The organism is Achromobacter sp. CSND-B12 (assembly GCF_052906545.1).
In genome coordinates, this window is record NZ_JBREGJ010000001.1 from 806,773 (window position 1) to 823,422 (window position 16,650).

Sequence of the window (16,650 nt, forward strand, 5' to 3'; positions counted from 1 at the left end):
TCCTTATGCTTCGGCGGCGGCCGGCTGCGGCTCGCGCGCGGCCGGGCGGGCGGCGGCCGCGGCGCGCGCGCCGCCTTGGTGGGCGGCTTCCTGGGCCTGGCTTTCGCCATGCACTTCGGCCAATCGCGTCACGAACTCGTCAACGAACACGCGCATGTCGGCGCTGACTTCCTTGTTGCGCGAGACCAGGCGGTTGTAGCCAAACAGCGCCGGGATGGCGACGAACAGGCCCATGGCGGTGGCCAGCAGCGCGGCGGCCATGCCCGGGGCGATGGCGTTGATGTTGACGTCGCCGGCCATGGCGGTGCCCAGGAACACCACCATGATCCCCAGCACCGTGCCCAGCAGGCCGATGTACGGGCCGCCCGCAATGGCGTTCGAGAGCGAGCCGAGCTTGGCGCCCAGCACCTGGTTTTCCTTGGTGCGCACGGCGTCCATCGAGGCGCGGATCGCTTCGATGGTGGCGGCCGAGATCGAACTGGTGTCGGCGCCCTGTTCGCGGCGGGTGCGGATTTCATTGACCGCCACGCGGTACAGGCGCCACAGCGAGGCGTGCTCCAGGCGCTTGGCCAGGGCGGCGTCGTCGGCCAGCAGTTCCAGGCGCTGGCCGACCTTGGCGAAGGACTCGCGGAAGGTCTCGTTGGCGCTGGCCACGCGCGCCACGTTGCGGCTCTTCTTGATCATGATGACCCACGACTGCACCATCATCAGCACCAGGATGGCGATGATGACCCAGGCGTCGACCGGCACGGCCTTGAGCAGGAAGCCCAGGCCGCCGAAACCGAAGCCCGACTGTTCTTCGTCGTTGCCGTAGGCCACCAGGCGCGACTCGGCGCCCTGCGAGGTCGCGTCGGCCAGCAGCAGCGCGGCGGGACGGGCGACGCGCGACAGGCGCACTTCGTCGATGGCGCCGACGAACGGCGCGTACACATGCGGCGCCGGGGCGGCGGCCGCTTCGGCCGGCGCGGCGCCGGCTTCGCCATTGGCGGGCGCGGCCGGCGCGGCGGCCACGGCCGGGGCCGGCACGTCGCCGCCCAGGGCGGCGGGCGTGTTCAGCGGCGGCAGGCTGGCGGCCAGCGAGGACGTGGCGCGGCCGTTCACGTACAGCGTGACGCGGCTGCCGTCGGCCGTCACGGCCAGGTGCTGCCAGGCGGCCGGCGTGAGCGACTGGCCGGGCTGGCTGCGCTGGCCGTTCACTTCGACGAAGGGCACGCCCTGGTTGATACCGATCAGCAGCGCGTTGCCGGCGTCGCGGCGCGCATACACCAGTTGCTCACCGGCCGGCTGGTCGGCGCGCACCCAGGCGCTGAAGCTGAAGGCGCCCGCGGCGGGCACGGCCAGCGAGGGGCTGGCGGGCAGCATCAGCGGCGCGCCGCCGGCGAATTGCGCGGCGCGGCCAATCACGCCGTCGACCGCGGCGGCCATGGGCGTCTGGGCATTGTTGCTGTTGCCGGTGGTGTCGCGCGGCGGGGCGCCGGCGGCATTGTCGAAGTGGTAGACCAGCGTGTAGTTCGGATCGAACGTCAGCTGGCCGTTGGCCGATGCCGGCGCCTTCTGGTTGCCGTAGTACATCCAGATGTCCTGGCGCTGGCCATCGGCCAGGTCCGGCAGGTCGACCCACACCAGCGCCATGCCCAGCAGCGGATCGAAGGCTTCCAGCTGGTGGTTCAGCACGGTCTGGTCGTCGCCGGCCACGAAACGGATGTCGGCGCCCTTCTCGTTGATGCCGTCGAAGGTAAAATTGCCGGTGTGCAGGCGCACCAGCAGCGGCGTGCGGCCAGCGGGCCCGCCCAAGGGCGCGCCCTGCGGCGTGCTGTCGACGGTGATCTGCTTGCGGTACTGCCAGTCGGGTTGCCACCAGGCGTTGGCGGCGGACGGCAGCACGCCGGCCAGCACGGTCAGTAGGAGCATCAATAAGCGTTGCATGGTCAGGACTCCGGGATAAATACGGTTTCGCGCGCGCTCAGAAGCTGGCGCGGACGCTGAAGTTCAATCGGGGATCGTGTTTCTTGGTGTTGGGGCCGTCCTTGAGCGGATAACCCCAGTCCAGCGAGCCGGACAGCCAGTCCAGCACCTGCAGGCGCGTGCCCAGGCCGACGCTGGCCAGCGAGTAGCTCGAATCCTGCTCGGGCAGCGGATCGCGCAAGCGCAGCGTGGCGGCATCGGCAAAGGCGTAGAAGCGCCATTCGTTGACATTGCTGCCGAGCCAGCGCGCCAGCGACGGCGTGCGCCACTCGACCGAACCCAGGAAGCCGTCGTCGCCGGTGCGCTCGGCCGCCAGATAGCCGCGCACGCTGGTGCTGCCGCCGGCGGAGAACTGCTCGTTCGACACCAGCGCGCCCGAGGCCAGCTGGAAGCCGGCGCGCAAGCCCAGCTGCCAGTCGCCGAACAGGTTCTGGGTATGGGTGCCGTCGCCGCGCAGCAGCGCGAAGCTGGGGCTGGCGCGGTAGCGCTTGTCGTCGAATTCCTTCCAGTCGCTGCCCAGGCCGAAGAACGAGCGGCTGGCGCCGACGAGCGACAGGCCGATGCTGCTCTGCGACGCTTCGGAATAGCGGTAGCCGTTGTACGAGAAAGTGAACGGCACGTACTTCAGCGGGATCAGGTCTTCGTTGCCGCCGAAGCGCGTGGTCTCGTCGAACTTCTTGTAGTCCAGGCCGACCGACAGCGAGTTGTACCAATCGCCCTGCGGCGCCAGGGTGTAGATGGCGCTCATGCCGAACGAATAGCCCTTGCCCAGCACGTTGGTGCCGCCGATGGTGGCAACGTTGCTGTCGCTCTTGTAGCCGGTGAACTGCAGGCTCCATTGCTTGTCCAGCGGCATCGAGTACGAGCCGGACCAGACCTTGGCGTTGTCGGTTTCCTGCGGCGCCGTGAAGAAGGTCAGGCTGACCGAATGGCCCAGCTGCCACAGGTTGTCATAGCCCAGCGACGCGGTGCTGCGCAGGCGCGAGGTGTCGGCGCTGTAGTCATTGTTCAGGCCCAGGCTGGCGTGCCACGGATTCTTGTCCTCGACCTTGAGGTCCACGTCCATGGTGCCGGGGATGCGGCCTTCCTTGACCAGCGGCACCACCTGGCGGCTGGCGCCCTTGTTCAGGTCTGTCAGCTCGGCCTGCGCCTGGTTGAAGTTGGGCACCTCGCCTTCCCGCAGCGCCGGCACCTCGTCGCGGATGGCCAGCGGCGAATAGTGCTTGGCCCCCACCACGCGCACGCGGCCGACCTTGGTTTCGGCCACCTGCAGGAACACGATGCCGTCGGCCACCTGCTGCTCGGGCAGATCGACGTACACGGATTGGTAGCCCCGTTCCTGGTAGACGGCCTGCAAGGCTTCGCGCGCGGCCTCGATGTCGGCCAGCGTGCGGTCGGGCCCCAGGTAGGGATAGACGGCCTTCTCGATGTCGCGGGCTTCCAGCACGGTATTGCCGCGCACGATGTACTCGTTGATGTTGACGCGGCGCGCCTCCTGCGCGGCCGGCGCCGGCTGCGCCCAGGCCACGTTCACGGCCAACGCCAGCGCCACCGCTCCCGGCGCGCCGCGCATCATGGCGCGCAGCGCGCCGCCCCTGCTCTCGAAATCATGCATAGCGATGCACTCAGCTCCTTGTGTGATAGCCGGTCTGGCACCGGCCGCTACCGTGCAGCGCGCTTGCGACAATCCTGTTACGGCTTTCTGCCCGCATACCCGCGTCTACAGCTTCTGCTTGTTACTAGACGTTCCCGGACGGCGCGGACTGCGCGTTGTAAGAAAAATTTCATGAAACAGCGCCGGCCCGCGGAAAAGGTGCGCAGAAAAGAATCAGGGCCCGGTTTTCACCGGGCCCTGCCACGCGTTTTGCGCCGTGCTTTCATGACGCGGGCATGACAACCGGCCGGATTTTTTCCGACCGGTTGCAACCCTGGCATCAACCGCCGTTGTCCACGCCCTGCACCTGCACCACGCCGTCGGGACGATAGGACGGCGCGGCCGCGCGCGGTTGCGGCGCCGCGCCGGCGCCGGTCAGCGGTTCGTTGCCGTTGCCCAGGACCTGCACGCTGATGATGGACGGCTGGTTCTGGCGCGCCTGCTGGCGGGCGCGCTGCACCGATTCCTGCGCCGCGCCGGACGCGGCCGAGGACGCCGCGCTGGCCGACGACAGCGCGCCGGTGTTGACCACCGCCGTCACCGGGATGCCCTTGCTGTCGCCCTGCACCTGGATGTTGGCGGCATTGACCACATGCAGCGCCGCCACGTTGACGTTGCCCGACACGCGGATGCCGGCCTCGCCCGCGTCGATGGTGCCCAGCGGCGCGATCAGGTCGACGTCGCCCGCCGGCACCTCGGCGATCGGCGCCAGCGTGGCGATGCCGGCGCCCGTGGACGGCGCCGTCGGCGCCAGGGTGACGTTGCCCAGGGCGTCATAGACGCGCTTGGGCGGCGTATACAGCACGGTGGTCTTGGCGCCGCGGCCGGCGTTGATGTCACCCTCGGCCGACCAGGCCTGGATGTGGCCGCCGAAGGTGGTCATGATGCGGCTCTGTCCCAGCAGCACGCTGCCCAGCGCGTACAGCTGGATGTCGCCCTGCCCCTGCGTCACCACGCCCGCCGTCGCCGGCGGCGCCGCGCCTTCGATGCCCAGCACCTGCTGTCCGCCCGGGGTCAGCACCTGGATGTTGCCGCCGAACTGCGTGCGCAGGCCGGCGCCGCCATACATGGTGAAGTCGCCCTGGTACAGGCGCTGCGCGCCTTCGGCGTCGGTCTGCGGGAACAGCGCCGCGATGACGCGGCGGCCGCGCAGGTAGCTGCCGCTGCGCGGGCCGTCCTGCTCGTTGTACTCGCGGCCGCCCTTGCGCAGTTCGGCGAAGTACAGCTGGCGCGCGTAGATGCCCTGCTGCTCGGACGCCAGGGCATCCAGCGCCGCGCGCGCGCCGTCTTCGCCGCCGTCGTAGCCATGGTGCGCGCGCAGCCAGTTGACCAGGTGCAGCTCGCTTTCCTGGCGATAGTCCTGCATCAGGTCGCGGCGCTTGCGCGACGGATCGGCCGCCACCTCGGCATCCAGCTGCGCCTGGCGCTGCGACAGTTCCGCCGGCGCGCCGGCCTCGTCGCCCTGGTAGCCATACACCTGCCGCAGCCAGCCGGCCAGCGACAGTTCACCGGCGTAGGATTGCGCCACGCGGTCCGGATTGGCGCCCAGCGTCTGGCCGGCGGCCAGCGCCCGCGCCGGATCCAGGTAGCGCGCCAGCAGGCCGGCGTAGTCCGGCCCCTGCGGGCCGACGCCCGCCAGCACGGCAACGCTGGCGCCGGGGCGCGCGTCGCCGCGCACGATGGCGCCGACGCTGACGATGCTGGCCACGTCGTCCTGGCGAATGTTGCGGCCGGCCTGTACCAGCAGCGTGCCGGGGCCAGCCACCGTCAGGTCGGCCCGCACGATGTCACGCCCGGCGCTCACCTGCGACAGGTCGTTGGCGTTGCTGTGCAGGCCCAGCGCGCTCATCCCGAGGATGTCGCGTCCCGCCCGCACCGAGACCGGCAACGCGGCCTCGTACCAGGTCAGCACGGTGCGCGGCCGCCCCTGCAAGGCATCCGTCATGATCCGCGTCTCGGCGCCGGCGCGCAGGCCGACGATATCGCCATCCACGGCATGGAAACGCGCCACTGCCGTTCCGCCTTGGCGCGGCGACGCATCCAATGGCGTATTGGGACCGAACGTGAACAACGGCTTGGGCGAGTTCTGCCAGACCTTGTTGCCCTCGACCGAGACATTGAAAATGGTCTGGTCGTTGTTCTCGCCCGCGTTGATGGCCATGAAGCCGGGGCGCCACGGCGTCGGCAGCGGCGTGTCCGCGCCGGAGATCGACACCGCGTGAGCGCCCGCGGCGAAGATCGAGCCGCCGGCCAGCATCGACAATTCACCGCTGGACGACGGCGCCAGCAACAGCACGTGATTGACGCTTTCCGCGTCGCGCGTGGTGGCGGCCAGGATGATATTGCCGCCGGCCGCCGTCACGCCCAGCTTGGACGGGTAGAGGTAGCTCACCTGCCGCTGCGCGCCGACGCGGGTCGTTTCATCGATCTGCAGGTCGGTGCCCGGCTTGAAGGTATTGTTGGTGGTCAGCGGCGTCAGGTTGCCGCCCGCCGAGAACAGGTCGATGGCCGTGGCCGGCGTCCACAATGTGAACCAGCTTTCGGCGCCGCCGCCCTTGGACAGGCTGCCCTGGGTGTAGGGGCTGGTGTTGATCTGGCGCACGCGGCCGGGGTCCGGCGCATCAGCCAGCACCAGGTCGCCGCGCGTATCCAGCGAGGCCACCGCATCGCCCAGCAGCAGGCGCGGCCCGCCCATGGGCTTGCCGCCGCCCACCGCGGACATATCGGGCGCGCGTAGTTGAGCGCCGTCGCCATAGAACAGCGAGATGCCGCCGACGCGGCCCGCCGTCAACGCCAGTTGCCCGCGCAGATTGACCAGCAGCCCGTTCAGATCGACATCCTCGAAGTTGCCGGCGTAGCCGGTGCCGGTGCCAGCGCTGCCGTCGGTCTGCTGCATCGCGCGCAGATTGGGGTTGTACGCGCCACCGATGCGCAGATCCATGTCGCCGCCGCCCGTCAACACCAGGTCGCCGTCGACCACCCGGCCGGTGCCGGCCACCACGGCCACCAGGGCCTGCGAACGGCCGGATGCCAGATTGTTGTTGAGCAGCGCGTCGCCGCGCGCATCGCGCACGCCGGCATCGCGTCCGGCGCTGATACTGAGATTGCCGCCGCCCAGGGTGCCGAAGCCGGTGAAGCCCACGACCCGCGGCTGCTGGCTGTTGGTCGAGGCATTGGCCGCGTACGTGCCGAAGTTGATCCACCAGCTCGACGCGATGTCGTTCACGCCCGGCATGCCCACGCTGCCCTGGTGCCACAACCAGTTGCTGAGCGCGGCGCTGGGGTATTTGGTGTATTCGACATCCTGGGTGCCATAGCGCTGGGCGTTCATGGAATTCGCGCTCCATGCATCGCCGTAGATGTCGCGGCCCGCCGCCACGGTCAGGTTGCCGCCCTGGTCCGGGTACCAGGCGCGATAGGCGGCCAGCGCCGCGTCGTACTTGCCATCATGCTGGATGGTGCCCAGCACGGCGTCATCGTCGGTGGTGCCGCGCGGCAGGTTGAAGCGCGCGTCCAGCGGCGCCCCCAGCGACGAGGGCGCGCCGGCCGTGTACACGCCGTAGACCGAGGCCATGCCGACGTCGCGCCCGGCCAGCAGCGACAGGTCGCCGGTGCCGGTGCGCAGCACGCTGAACAGCGGCGCGCGATCGGCGTAGCGGTAGTCGCGCTTCACGGTGGTCTCCATGCGGCCGCCGCCTTCGCAATAACTGGCGTCGAAGCACACCTCGTTCTCATCGATGAACCACTCTTCCGCCAGTTTCTTGACGGAGTAGCCGACGTAGGCAGGGTCGCCGAAATACATGATCGCCCCGGCCAGCGTCAGCGTGCGCGAGGCCGTTTCGCAGTAGCCCGTGCCAGCGCAGAACTCATCCTCGGTCATGAAGAAGCTCTCGGCGATGGCCTTTGGCGAGGTCCCGAGCAACGACGGGTCCAAGCCAAGGTCCGTGATGGCGAGCTGCGTCAGCACACGGTCGCCGATGAAGACGCTGGTGATGGTCTTGGTGCCAAAGCCCAGCCGGCCGTAGTGCGTGTCGGCCAGGATGATGTCGCCCTGCCCGTCGGCGCGCCGCGCCGCCATGTCGGCCGCGGTCAGGTCCGCGCCCGCCACCGCCATCAGGCTCCAGGCGCTGGCGCCTTCGCCCAGCATCGGCGCCAGGGCCCAGTTGCGGCCCTGCCGGCCGTCCGGGCCGACCGGACGCAGGTTGATGGGCTGGTCGCCGGGCAGTTCGATGAAGGTCTGCGACGGGATCAGCGAGCCGCGCGCCAGGTCCAGGCGCGCGCTGGCCTTGAGCGCGGCCGGCAGCGGCACGCCCTTGGGCCAGGTGAAGGCCTGCAGCGCCGCCTCGTTGCGCAGCGTAAAGCCCACGCCCAGGCGGGCGCCCGCGCCCAGCGTCAGCGCCTCCTGCAGCACCGAGCCGGCGCGCAGCACGCGGCCGTCGGCCAGCGTCAGGTCGCCGGTCAGCACCAGGCCGGCGGGTAGCGCCAGCGGGCCGTTCAGCGTCGCCGCCATCGGCAGCACGGTGCCGGCCGGCAGCGTGGCGGCCTGCGCCGGCAGGTCGTAGTTCAGCGCGCGGCCGGCCGGGAAGATGGTGCCCGTTTCCAGCTGGACGCCATCGATGGGCACCACCAGGTCTTCCCCGAACGGCGTCTGGCCATTGTCCAGGAACCGCCCTTCGACCAGCTTCCAGCCACTGTCGTCGAGGGTCTCGGGCGGCGGCGCGAAGCCGTCGTTGATGCTGCCGTGGATGGCCAGGTCGCCGCCGGCGCGCAGCACCAGCTTGCCGGGCTCGCCGTAGCCGCGCAGCGCGGCCACCGCGCGGTTGGCGTTGGGGCCGTAGCGGTAGTTCGACAGGTCGATGTCGCCCGACACCGTCAGGTTGCCATCGGGCGTGGCGCTGACGATCTCGACGCCGGGACGCAGGTGGTACGGCCCCAGGGCCGCCAGGCGGGCGGCCAGCGCGCCGTTGCCGAGCGCGGCGTTCATGTAGGCCACGCTTTCGCCGTCGATGCCGTCCAGGTAGGCCTGCGTGATCAGCTGCGGCGTCTTGCCGCTGACGTCCGGCTTGGGCGCCAGCGGCGCGTCGTCGTAGCGGCGGAAGGCATGCACGGCCACGGTCTTGGCGCCCAGGATCTGCGGCGTGCCCGTGATGCCGATGGCCACGTCATTGGCGCCGTCGCCGGAACCGGCAATGGCGCCGCGCTCGCCGCCGCCGCCCAGGCGGCGGGCGTTCAGGTCGAGCGTGCCGAGTTGGCGGCCGCCCAGGCGGCTGGCGTCGTCGGTGCCGGCGCGCAGGTCGAAGCGTGCGCCGGCGTCCAGCGCCAACGTGCCGTCGCGCGAGGTCAGTTCGATGATGGCGCGGTTGGCGGCGTCGATGACCTTGCCATAGCTGTCCAGGCGCAGGCGCGTGCCATGCGTGTCCAGCAGGCCGTTGATGCGCAGGTCGTCGCGCGCCGCCAGGCGGATGCTGCCGACCTGGCGGCCGCTGGCGTCGATGCGGCCATTGACCGTCAGGCTGCCGCCGTCGACGCTGATCTCGACCACGCGCGCGCGCACCTCGTCGCCCACCACCAGGTCGCCCTGCTTGAGTTGGAAGCGGCGGGCGCCGGTGACGCCGCCCTGGTTCAGCCGTTGGTTCAGGCCGGCGAAATCCGCCAGCGTCTGCGCGCGCAGGGTGATCTCGGCGCCGTCATAGGGCACGCGCGTGCCGCCGGCATCGTGCTCGCCGCTGGCCCCGCCCAGAATGACGCCGTCCAGCGCCACGCGGCCGCCGGCCGCGCCCAGCGCCAAGGCCTGCATGCGGCCGCCGCGCTGGTTGCGCGCCGACAGGTCGATGACCGACCCGGCGGCCTGGACGATGTTGCCGGCCACGCTGTTCAGTTCGAGGTCGCCGCCCCAGCTGTAGCGGATGGCATCGAACGCCGTGAAGGCGCGTCCCGCCAGGTCGATGCGCGCCCCCGCGCCCAACGTGATGTCGCCATCGGCCTTGACGGCCAGCTTGCCCGACGGCAGCGCCACGGTCGAATCCAGCGTGACGCGCTGCGCCTTCAGATCGAGCGTGGCGCCCAGCACGTCGCGGGCGGGCGCCACGGCGCCGGTGCCCGTCAGCGCCAGCGCGCCGCCGGCGCGCAACGCCAGCGTCGCGCCCGCCTCGCCCGTCAACAGCGGCGTGCGCAGCGTCAGATCGCCGCCCTGGTAGCGCCAGCCTTCTTCCGCCACATAGCCGTTCTGCTTGTGATAGACGTGCAGGCTACCGGTCGACACGCCCGTGATCATCTGGGCCGCCTCCAGGTTGACCGCGGCAAAGCCCAGCGCCAGCCGGTTGGCCGGCACCAGCGAGGCCGGCACCGTGTAGGGCGAGTAGTCGAAGCGGATGACATCGGCCGCGATGGTCAGGCTGCCGTCGCCCAGGCGATCCAGCACCGCGCCGCCCGGCGCCGCGGGCTGGTCGTAGCCCAACGGCACGTTGCCGGCCACCGCGGCCCTGACCGAGCCGGCCCAGACGAATTCCGACGCACTGATGCGCGCCGTGTCGCCCGCCGCGCCATAGCCATACACCGCCGGCGCGCCCAGCACCAGCCGCCGCAAGGCCGAGGGGCCGGCCGCGGCGCGGGTGTCCAGCGTCACCGCGCCATACACGTTGATGGATTCAGCGGCATTGACGATCAGGCTTTCCAGCGCGGGCGCGCCCAACGCCGTATTGCCGCGCAGCAGCCGCGCCAGGGCATCCTGGTCCAGCGCCAGTCCGGGCGGCAATTGTCCTGCCGCCGCGGCCTGGGCCAGCGCCTGCGGCGAGCCCAGATTCAAGCCGGACACGCTCAGCATCAGGTTGCGCGTGCCGTACTCGACGTTGTCGCGCAGCGTGAAGGCGCCGTTGGTGGCGGCGCCGATGGTGCCTTCGGACACCAGGCGCGTGGTTCCCGAGCAGACACCCGCGCAGGCGCCGATGTCGATGGCCACACGGCCGTCCTGCGTCGGCGGTCGCAGGTTGACCAGCCCATTGGACAGGACCAGCGCGCCGTTGGACTGGACCGAATAGTAATAGCCGCCACGCGCGTCCTGCGGCGCCGGCCCCAGCCCGACGGTGGACAGGACGGCCCCCTGCTCGATGGTGATATTGCCGTTGTGGGGTGAGAACAGCACGATCTCCGGCGCGTACAGGCTGGCGCCGCCGCGCACCAGCACGCGCTGGGCGTCGCCGCCCAGGCTGATCGCGCCGAGCGCATCGGCCTGGGTGGAGGCGCCTATCACGCCACCCAGCACCATGCGCGCCGGACGCAGGGCGTTGAGCGCGTCCGCGGAAACGGCCACGCCAGGGCCGGCCAGGGCCGGCGCCTGCCCCGGACCCAGGATTTCCAGGCCGCCACCGCGCACGTCCACGGCCAGGGTGCCGCCCGCGCCGGTGCTGCCCGGCGCCGCGGAGAAGCGCGCCACGCCGCCGAACGACAGGGCGGGCGTGCCTTCGCGGCCCGCGCCCGGCGTCAGTTTCAGGCGCAGCATGCCCGCGTCGGCCAGCTGCATCGGCAACGGCGTGCCGGTGCGCGCCGCGTTCGCCACCAGGAAGGCGCTGTACGAGGTTTCGTTGTATTGCGCATGGCGACGCACCACCTCGCCCGGCGTCACCAGCAGCTGACTGGCGGCCACCGCGCCCGGGTTGACGCCCGGCGCCGTCATCCGGCCCGTGGTCACCCAGGAGCCGCCGCGGGTCGGCGCGGCCTGCGCGGCGTCGAACACGCCCGGCGCGCCAGCCTCGACGCGGAACGCGCCCGGCAGCATGGCGAAATTGGCGGGCAACAGCGTGTAGGTGCCGGGCGGCAAGCCCGGCACGCCGGCGCCGATGGTGACGCGCTGGCCGTACGCAGGCATGGCGGCGTCTTTCGTGGCCGGCGCATAGTCGCCGCCGAAGCCGGGCACGATGGCATAGACGGCATTGCCGGACTTGCTGAAACCGAAGCCGGGATTGGCGTCGGCCATGGCGTACTTGAGCACGTCCACGGAACCGCCGCGTCCGCGCACGAACGCGGCGCCGGTCAGTTCGCCGCCGCCTGACAGGTCCAGCAGCGAGCCGGCGTCGGCCACGATGGATTTCATGTTGATCTGGATCATGCGGGGCGGCGCGCCGTTCAGATCATTGCCCCCCACGCCCGTGGTGCGGATTTCCTGCCCGCCGTACAGGTACTTGATGCCGTCGGTTGTCCCTCCATAGGGCATTACCAGCCCCTGGCCGCTGATCGACGTTACGCTGCCGGCCAGGAAACGCACGCTGGACGGCGCGTCTTCAGGCCCCATGAAGAAAATCGAGCCAAGCGGCGCGCGCACCACGCCGCCCTGGACGATATTGGGCCCCGACAGCGTCACCGAACCGAAGGCGGAATACGGCATATCGGGCAATTCATCCGTGGCGCGCCGGATCGTCAGCACCGCATCCGGATTTCTCAGTACATTGCCGCCCCCCTGCCCGTAGTATTCGCCCGCGGCGATCCCGCCGCCGCCGCCGGTGGTGGGATAGATCTGGGCCGCGGTGATGGTCAGGCGGTTCGGCGCGCCAAGCAGCGTATTGCCATTGAAGTCCTGGCCCACCGACACCCTCGCCAGGCGCAGGTCGCCGGCCAGGTTGATCTGGACATCATCGAAGCTGCGCAAGTCGCGCATGCCGCGCAGATCCATCATGCCGGCGTCCAGCACCAGGCGATGCCCGCGCTTGAGCCAATCCGGCGCCACCATGCCGACCTGCACCACGCTGTCGGACCCCAACGGCGGCTCATAGGCCGCGTGATTCAGGAACACATAGGGCGCCGCCAGGTGCACCAGGCTGTCCGCGGGCGCGTTCTCGCTCAGCATCAACGGGCCCGACAGGCGCAGGCTCTGGGGCATGGCCAGCGACAGGCCCTTCTCGGCCCTTACCGACGCGAACAACGCCAGGTTGCCGAAACCGCCGGCCTGGACCTGATCCACGCCCAGGCCGCCGGCGCCATAGCGCAGGTCCGCGGCAAGCTCGCCCGGACGCAGGTCGGCGGGCAGCAGCGGGGCGCCCCGCTGCTGCGACAGCGTCAGCACGCGCGGCGTCAGCACCGCGGCCTCGGCCAGGCTTCTCAGGTAGAAGGCGGGCGCCAGCGCCACGCCCAGGGTGCCACCCACCGCGCCCGCTCCCCCCGCGGCGGCGCGCAGGTCGCCGTCCAGGTACAGGCTGTTGGCCGAGGCCAGCACGATGCTGCCGCCGTTGTAGGCCAGCAGCGTGGCGCCGCGGCCGGGCAGGTCCACCAGCGCCTGTGATCCGGATGCGTCCAGCAGCGAGCCGGGACGCAGGATCAGGTGCCGATCCATCGGCCGGCGCGGAGCGTAGGCATCGGCTTCCCAGTCCAGCATGCCGCCGATCTCGATCTTGCCGCCGGCGCGCGCCACGCCATAGCGGCGGCCGTCGGTGGCCAGCGCGACGTGGCTGTCGCCGGCCACGTCCAGCACCGCGCGCCCGCCGATCCACACCGAGCGGCCGTTGGCCTTGGGGGTGTAGTTCTGCTGCGAATTCACGCGCGTGTCCAGGATCGAGATCAGGCCGCCGGGCGCCAGCAACCGGCCCAGCACCGTGATCTGGTCGCCCCCGACCAGGCGGATCGACTGGCCCGGATCCACCGCCACCCGCGCGCCCTCGCCCACCTCGAGCACGCCGCCCAGGGCGGCGCGATCCGAGCGCAGCGTCAGGCTGGCGCCGCCACGCTGGCTCAGCCTGGCGCGCTTGGGGTCTTCCGTGTAGAGCGGCGGCGTCCACAGCGCCAGGGCCTGGGCCGGGTCGGCGCCCGATACCGGCAGCGCGCCGGCTTCGCGCCGCATGCGCCATGCCGGCATGGCGACGGCGATGTCGGCGCCCTCGGCGACCCGCAAGCCGCCATGGCCGTTGATGTCATAGCTGGCGAAGCCGGCCTGGAACAAGGACGGATCCAGCCGCACGGCATCGGCCGCCAGGCCGTCGGCCGGGCCGCCCAGCACGACGGTGCCGCCGCTGGCGAGGCTGAAGGCCCCGCCGCCGCTCATGCCGTAACCGCGCACCGCGCCGGCCAGCGACACCTTGCCGCCCGACTCGGCCTGCGTGCTGACGGCGTTGGCTTCCAGCGTCACACTGCCGCCGCGTCCGCCCTGCACCGCGCCGCTGGTCAGCAGCGCCGCGCCCGACGACACATCGATGAGGCTGCCCGCCGCCAGCGCCACGTCGCCGGTGCCGCGCAGCGACACGCGGCCGCCATCGATGACGGCCAGGCCGCGTTGCGCGGCCGGGTCCTGCTTGAGGTTGCTCCACACGCCGCGCGTATCGAGCACGACCCCGCCCGCCACGCGCAGCGCGGCCTTGGCGCCGGCCGCCGGCGCCAGCGCGACGTCCTCGACGCGACCGGTCTGGCCAGGCTGGCGCAGCAGGTTGCCGGCCTGGATCAGGCCGCCGCGGCTGACCAGGTCGGCGTTGATGTCGACGGCGGGCGCGTACAGGGTGATCTCGCCGCCATCGGCGCTGCGCAAGGCGGCGTCGACGCTGATGCCGCGGCTGGCGGCAATGCGGATGGCGCCCAGGCCGAAGCCGTTCAGGCGGTCGGCGTCCAGGAACAGCTTGCCCTTCAGGTCGGCGGGCAGCGCATCGGCCAGGTCCAGGCCGGCGGAACGGCCCGCCAGGTCCTTGCCCACCGCCACCTCGGCGGCCGTGCCGGTGGCGCCCAGCTGGTAGCGCAGGAAATTGCCGGCGGTGTCGTAGTACGGCTTGTAGCTGCCCACCACGAACTGCGCCGCGCGCGCCGCGTTGCGGTGCGACTGGCTGTAGCCGTCCTGGCCGGCCACCGGCGCGCGCGTCTGGCGGTCGCCCTGGTAGGTGTCGCTGATCAGATCGCCGTCCAGCACCGCGTTGCGGGTCGAGACCACCAGCGTGCCGGCGTCGCGGCCCACGGTGTAGCCCGACTCGTAGCGCGTCGGCGGCGCGATCAGCGGGTTGTAGAAGCGCCGCGTGGCGTTCTCGCCCCAGCGTCGCGACACGGCCTCGTAGCCCCGGTACAGGCCGCTGTAGAGCAGGTCGCCCGGCGCGCGGTCGGCCAGGTACAGGCGGCCGTCCTCGCCGCGCAGCCAGCTCTGGCGGATCTCGCCGCTCTGCACGTCGAGCGTGCCGCCCGACAGGTTGATGGCCGAGCCAGCCTGCGTGACCACCTCGGCGCCATCGAAGCGCACCACCCCGCCCTGCGCCAGCCAGTGGCTCACCGGCACGCCCAGCGTGCCCAGGTAGCCGCCCACTTCCAGCAGCCCGCCGGCCGTGTACCAGCGGTCGGTGTCGTTGCCGCCGCTGCCCGCCGCCAGGCGCACCAGGTCGCGCCGGTCGAGCCACACCTCGCTGTTGTTCAGCAGCTTGCTGTCGCGGTTGACCGGAGCGTCGCGCTGTTCGTTGCCCTGCAGGTTGATCTTGAGGTTGTTGGACTCCATCGACACGCTCACGCCGACCGCGCCGCTCACGTCGATGCGGGCGCCGTCGCGCACCAGCGCGCGGCCATCGGCCTTGACCGCCACCTGGCCGCCGGTGGCCAGCGACAGCGAGCCGCCCTGGAAATCCACCGTGCCCTGGCTGCTGATGCGCAGCAGCGACAGGTCGCGGCGGAATTCGTCGCCGGGAACCAGCGCGGTATTGCCGCTCACGGCCGGTTGCAGCAGGCTGCCGCGCTGGCCGTCCAGCGCCGTCGCCAGGCCGGCGTCCACCAGGATGGCGCTGACGGCGCTCTCGGCCAGCGTCACGGCGGCGCCATTGCCGCGCGCGTCCAGATGGATGGTGCCGCGCGCGTCGACCGAGGTGGTCGACACCACCACGCCGGCCTGCTCAACGCGCTGGGCGGTAAGGGTGACGTCGCCTTGCGGCGCCTGGATCAGGCCGGTGTTGCGCGCCAGCCCGGCGCCGGCCACCTGCACCTCGTTGCCGCGGGTGGTGGACGCGATGTTGCTGTCCGATCCCTGGCCGCGGCGGATGATGAAATTGTCGCCGGCAGCCAGCAGCGCCTGGCCCTGCGGCGTGCTGATCTCGCCGGCATTGAGCACTTCCTTGCCCGCCAGCAGCACGTAGCCGCCGCCGCGCGTGGCGCTGCCGGGCGCGGCGGTGGCCAGGCGCGCGCCGGGCTGCACCTCGATCCTGCCGAGCGCGTCCTGGAAAGTGGCGATCTTCCCGTCGGCGTCGGCGTAGATGCCGCGCTCGCGGAACTGCGCGTCGCTCATGGTGGCGGCGGCCACCACCAGGTTGCGCGCGTTGACCTGGCTGGTGCCGCTGAAGATCACGCCGTTCTGGTTCACCACCAGCACCGTGCCGTCGGCCTGGATCGCGCCCTGGATCTGGCTGGGCCGCGCCGACGCGCCCACCACCCGGTTCAGCACCGCGTCGTCGGCCTTTTGTTGGAACCGCAGCGTGGTGTTGCGGCCCACGTTGAACGTGTCCCAATTCAGGATGGCGCGCGACTGCGTTTGCTCGATGGTCACCAGCTGGCGCCCGCCCTCGGTGCCGGTGCGCGGCTTGTTGGCGCCTTCCCATTTGGCCTGCGCGCCCTCGGCGATCCACAGCCCGCCCTGCGCCAGTCCGTCCGGCACGGCGGCGCCGTTGGCCGCCGCGGCCGCGCGCGCCGCCGCCTGCGCCGCCTGCTGCGCGGCCACCGCCGCGGCGGTGCGATTCAGGTTGTCCAGCGAGCGCTGCAACTGCTGGCGCGACTGCGCCTGCTGGCGGGCGCTGTTGCCGATGCCGGCCAGGCTGCCGTCGGGCATGCGGCCGGTGCGCTGCGCGGTCGACTGCACCGCGCCCTTGTCCGCGAACCAGCCCGGGCTGAAGGCACGCGCCTGGGCCTGCGCCGCGCCGCTCCAGCCGCCCGCCACCAGCAGCACCGCCAACGCCTGCGTCACCGGCCTCAGGCGCCAGGCGGGACGGCGCGAACGCCGCGGGGAACTGCGGGAAACAAGAGCGTGATTACGGCTGGGCATGACGGCTTTTCCTTCCTGGAATCGGATCTGGCATCTGCAGCGCCGGGGCCGGTTCGCC

Annotated in this window: 3 protein-coding genes; all 3 read right to left on the bottom strand. The window is 71.5% G+C overall.

Translation table 11 applies throughout. The features are described from left to right. Positions 1-3 precede the first annotated feature (3 nt). Positions 4-1,926, bottom strand: a complete 1,923-nt coding sequence (locus ACUTAG_RS03655; RefSeq protein ID WP_024069658.1) for a DUF2341 domain-containing protein — start codon at positions 1,924-1,926, stop codon at positions 4-6. 37 nt (positions 1,927-1,963) lie between these two features. Then, positions 1,964-3,580, bottom strand: a complete 1,617-nt coding sequence (locus tag ACUTAG_RS03660) for a ShlB/FhaC/HecB family hemolysin secretion/activation protein (protein ID WP_006385391.1) — start codon at positions 3,578-3,580, stop codon at positions 1,964-1,966. Positions 3,581-3,899: 319 nt separating this feature from the next. Further along, the gene (locus ACUTAG_RS03665) at positions 3,900-16,592 is read right to left on the bottom strand and encodes a filamentous haemagglutinin family protein (protein WP_446649990.1); all 12,693 of its coding nucleotides are present in this window, start codon (positions 16,590-16,592) and stop codon (positions 3,900-3,902) included. Positions 16,593-16,650: the final 58 nt, after the last annotated feature.

Bases quoted from the DNA above. Each gene is read 5' to 3' on its own strand.
- ACUTAG_RS03655 (WP_024069658.1), bottom strand. From the start codon at position 1,926: ATGCAACGCTTATTGATGCTCCTACTGACCGTGCTGGCCGGCGTGCTG.
- ACUTAG_RS03660 (WP_006385391.1), bottom strand. From the start codon at position 3,580: ATGCATGATTTCGAGAGCAGGGGCGGCGCGCTGCGCGCCATGATGCGC.
- ACUTAG_RS03665 (WP_446649990.1), bottom strand. From the start codon at position 16,592: ATGCCCAGCCGTAATCACGCTCTTGTTTCCCGCAGTTCCCCGCGGCGT.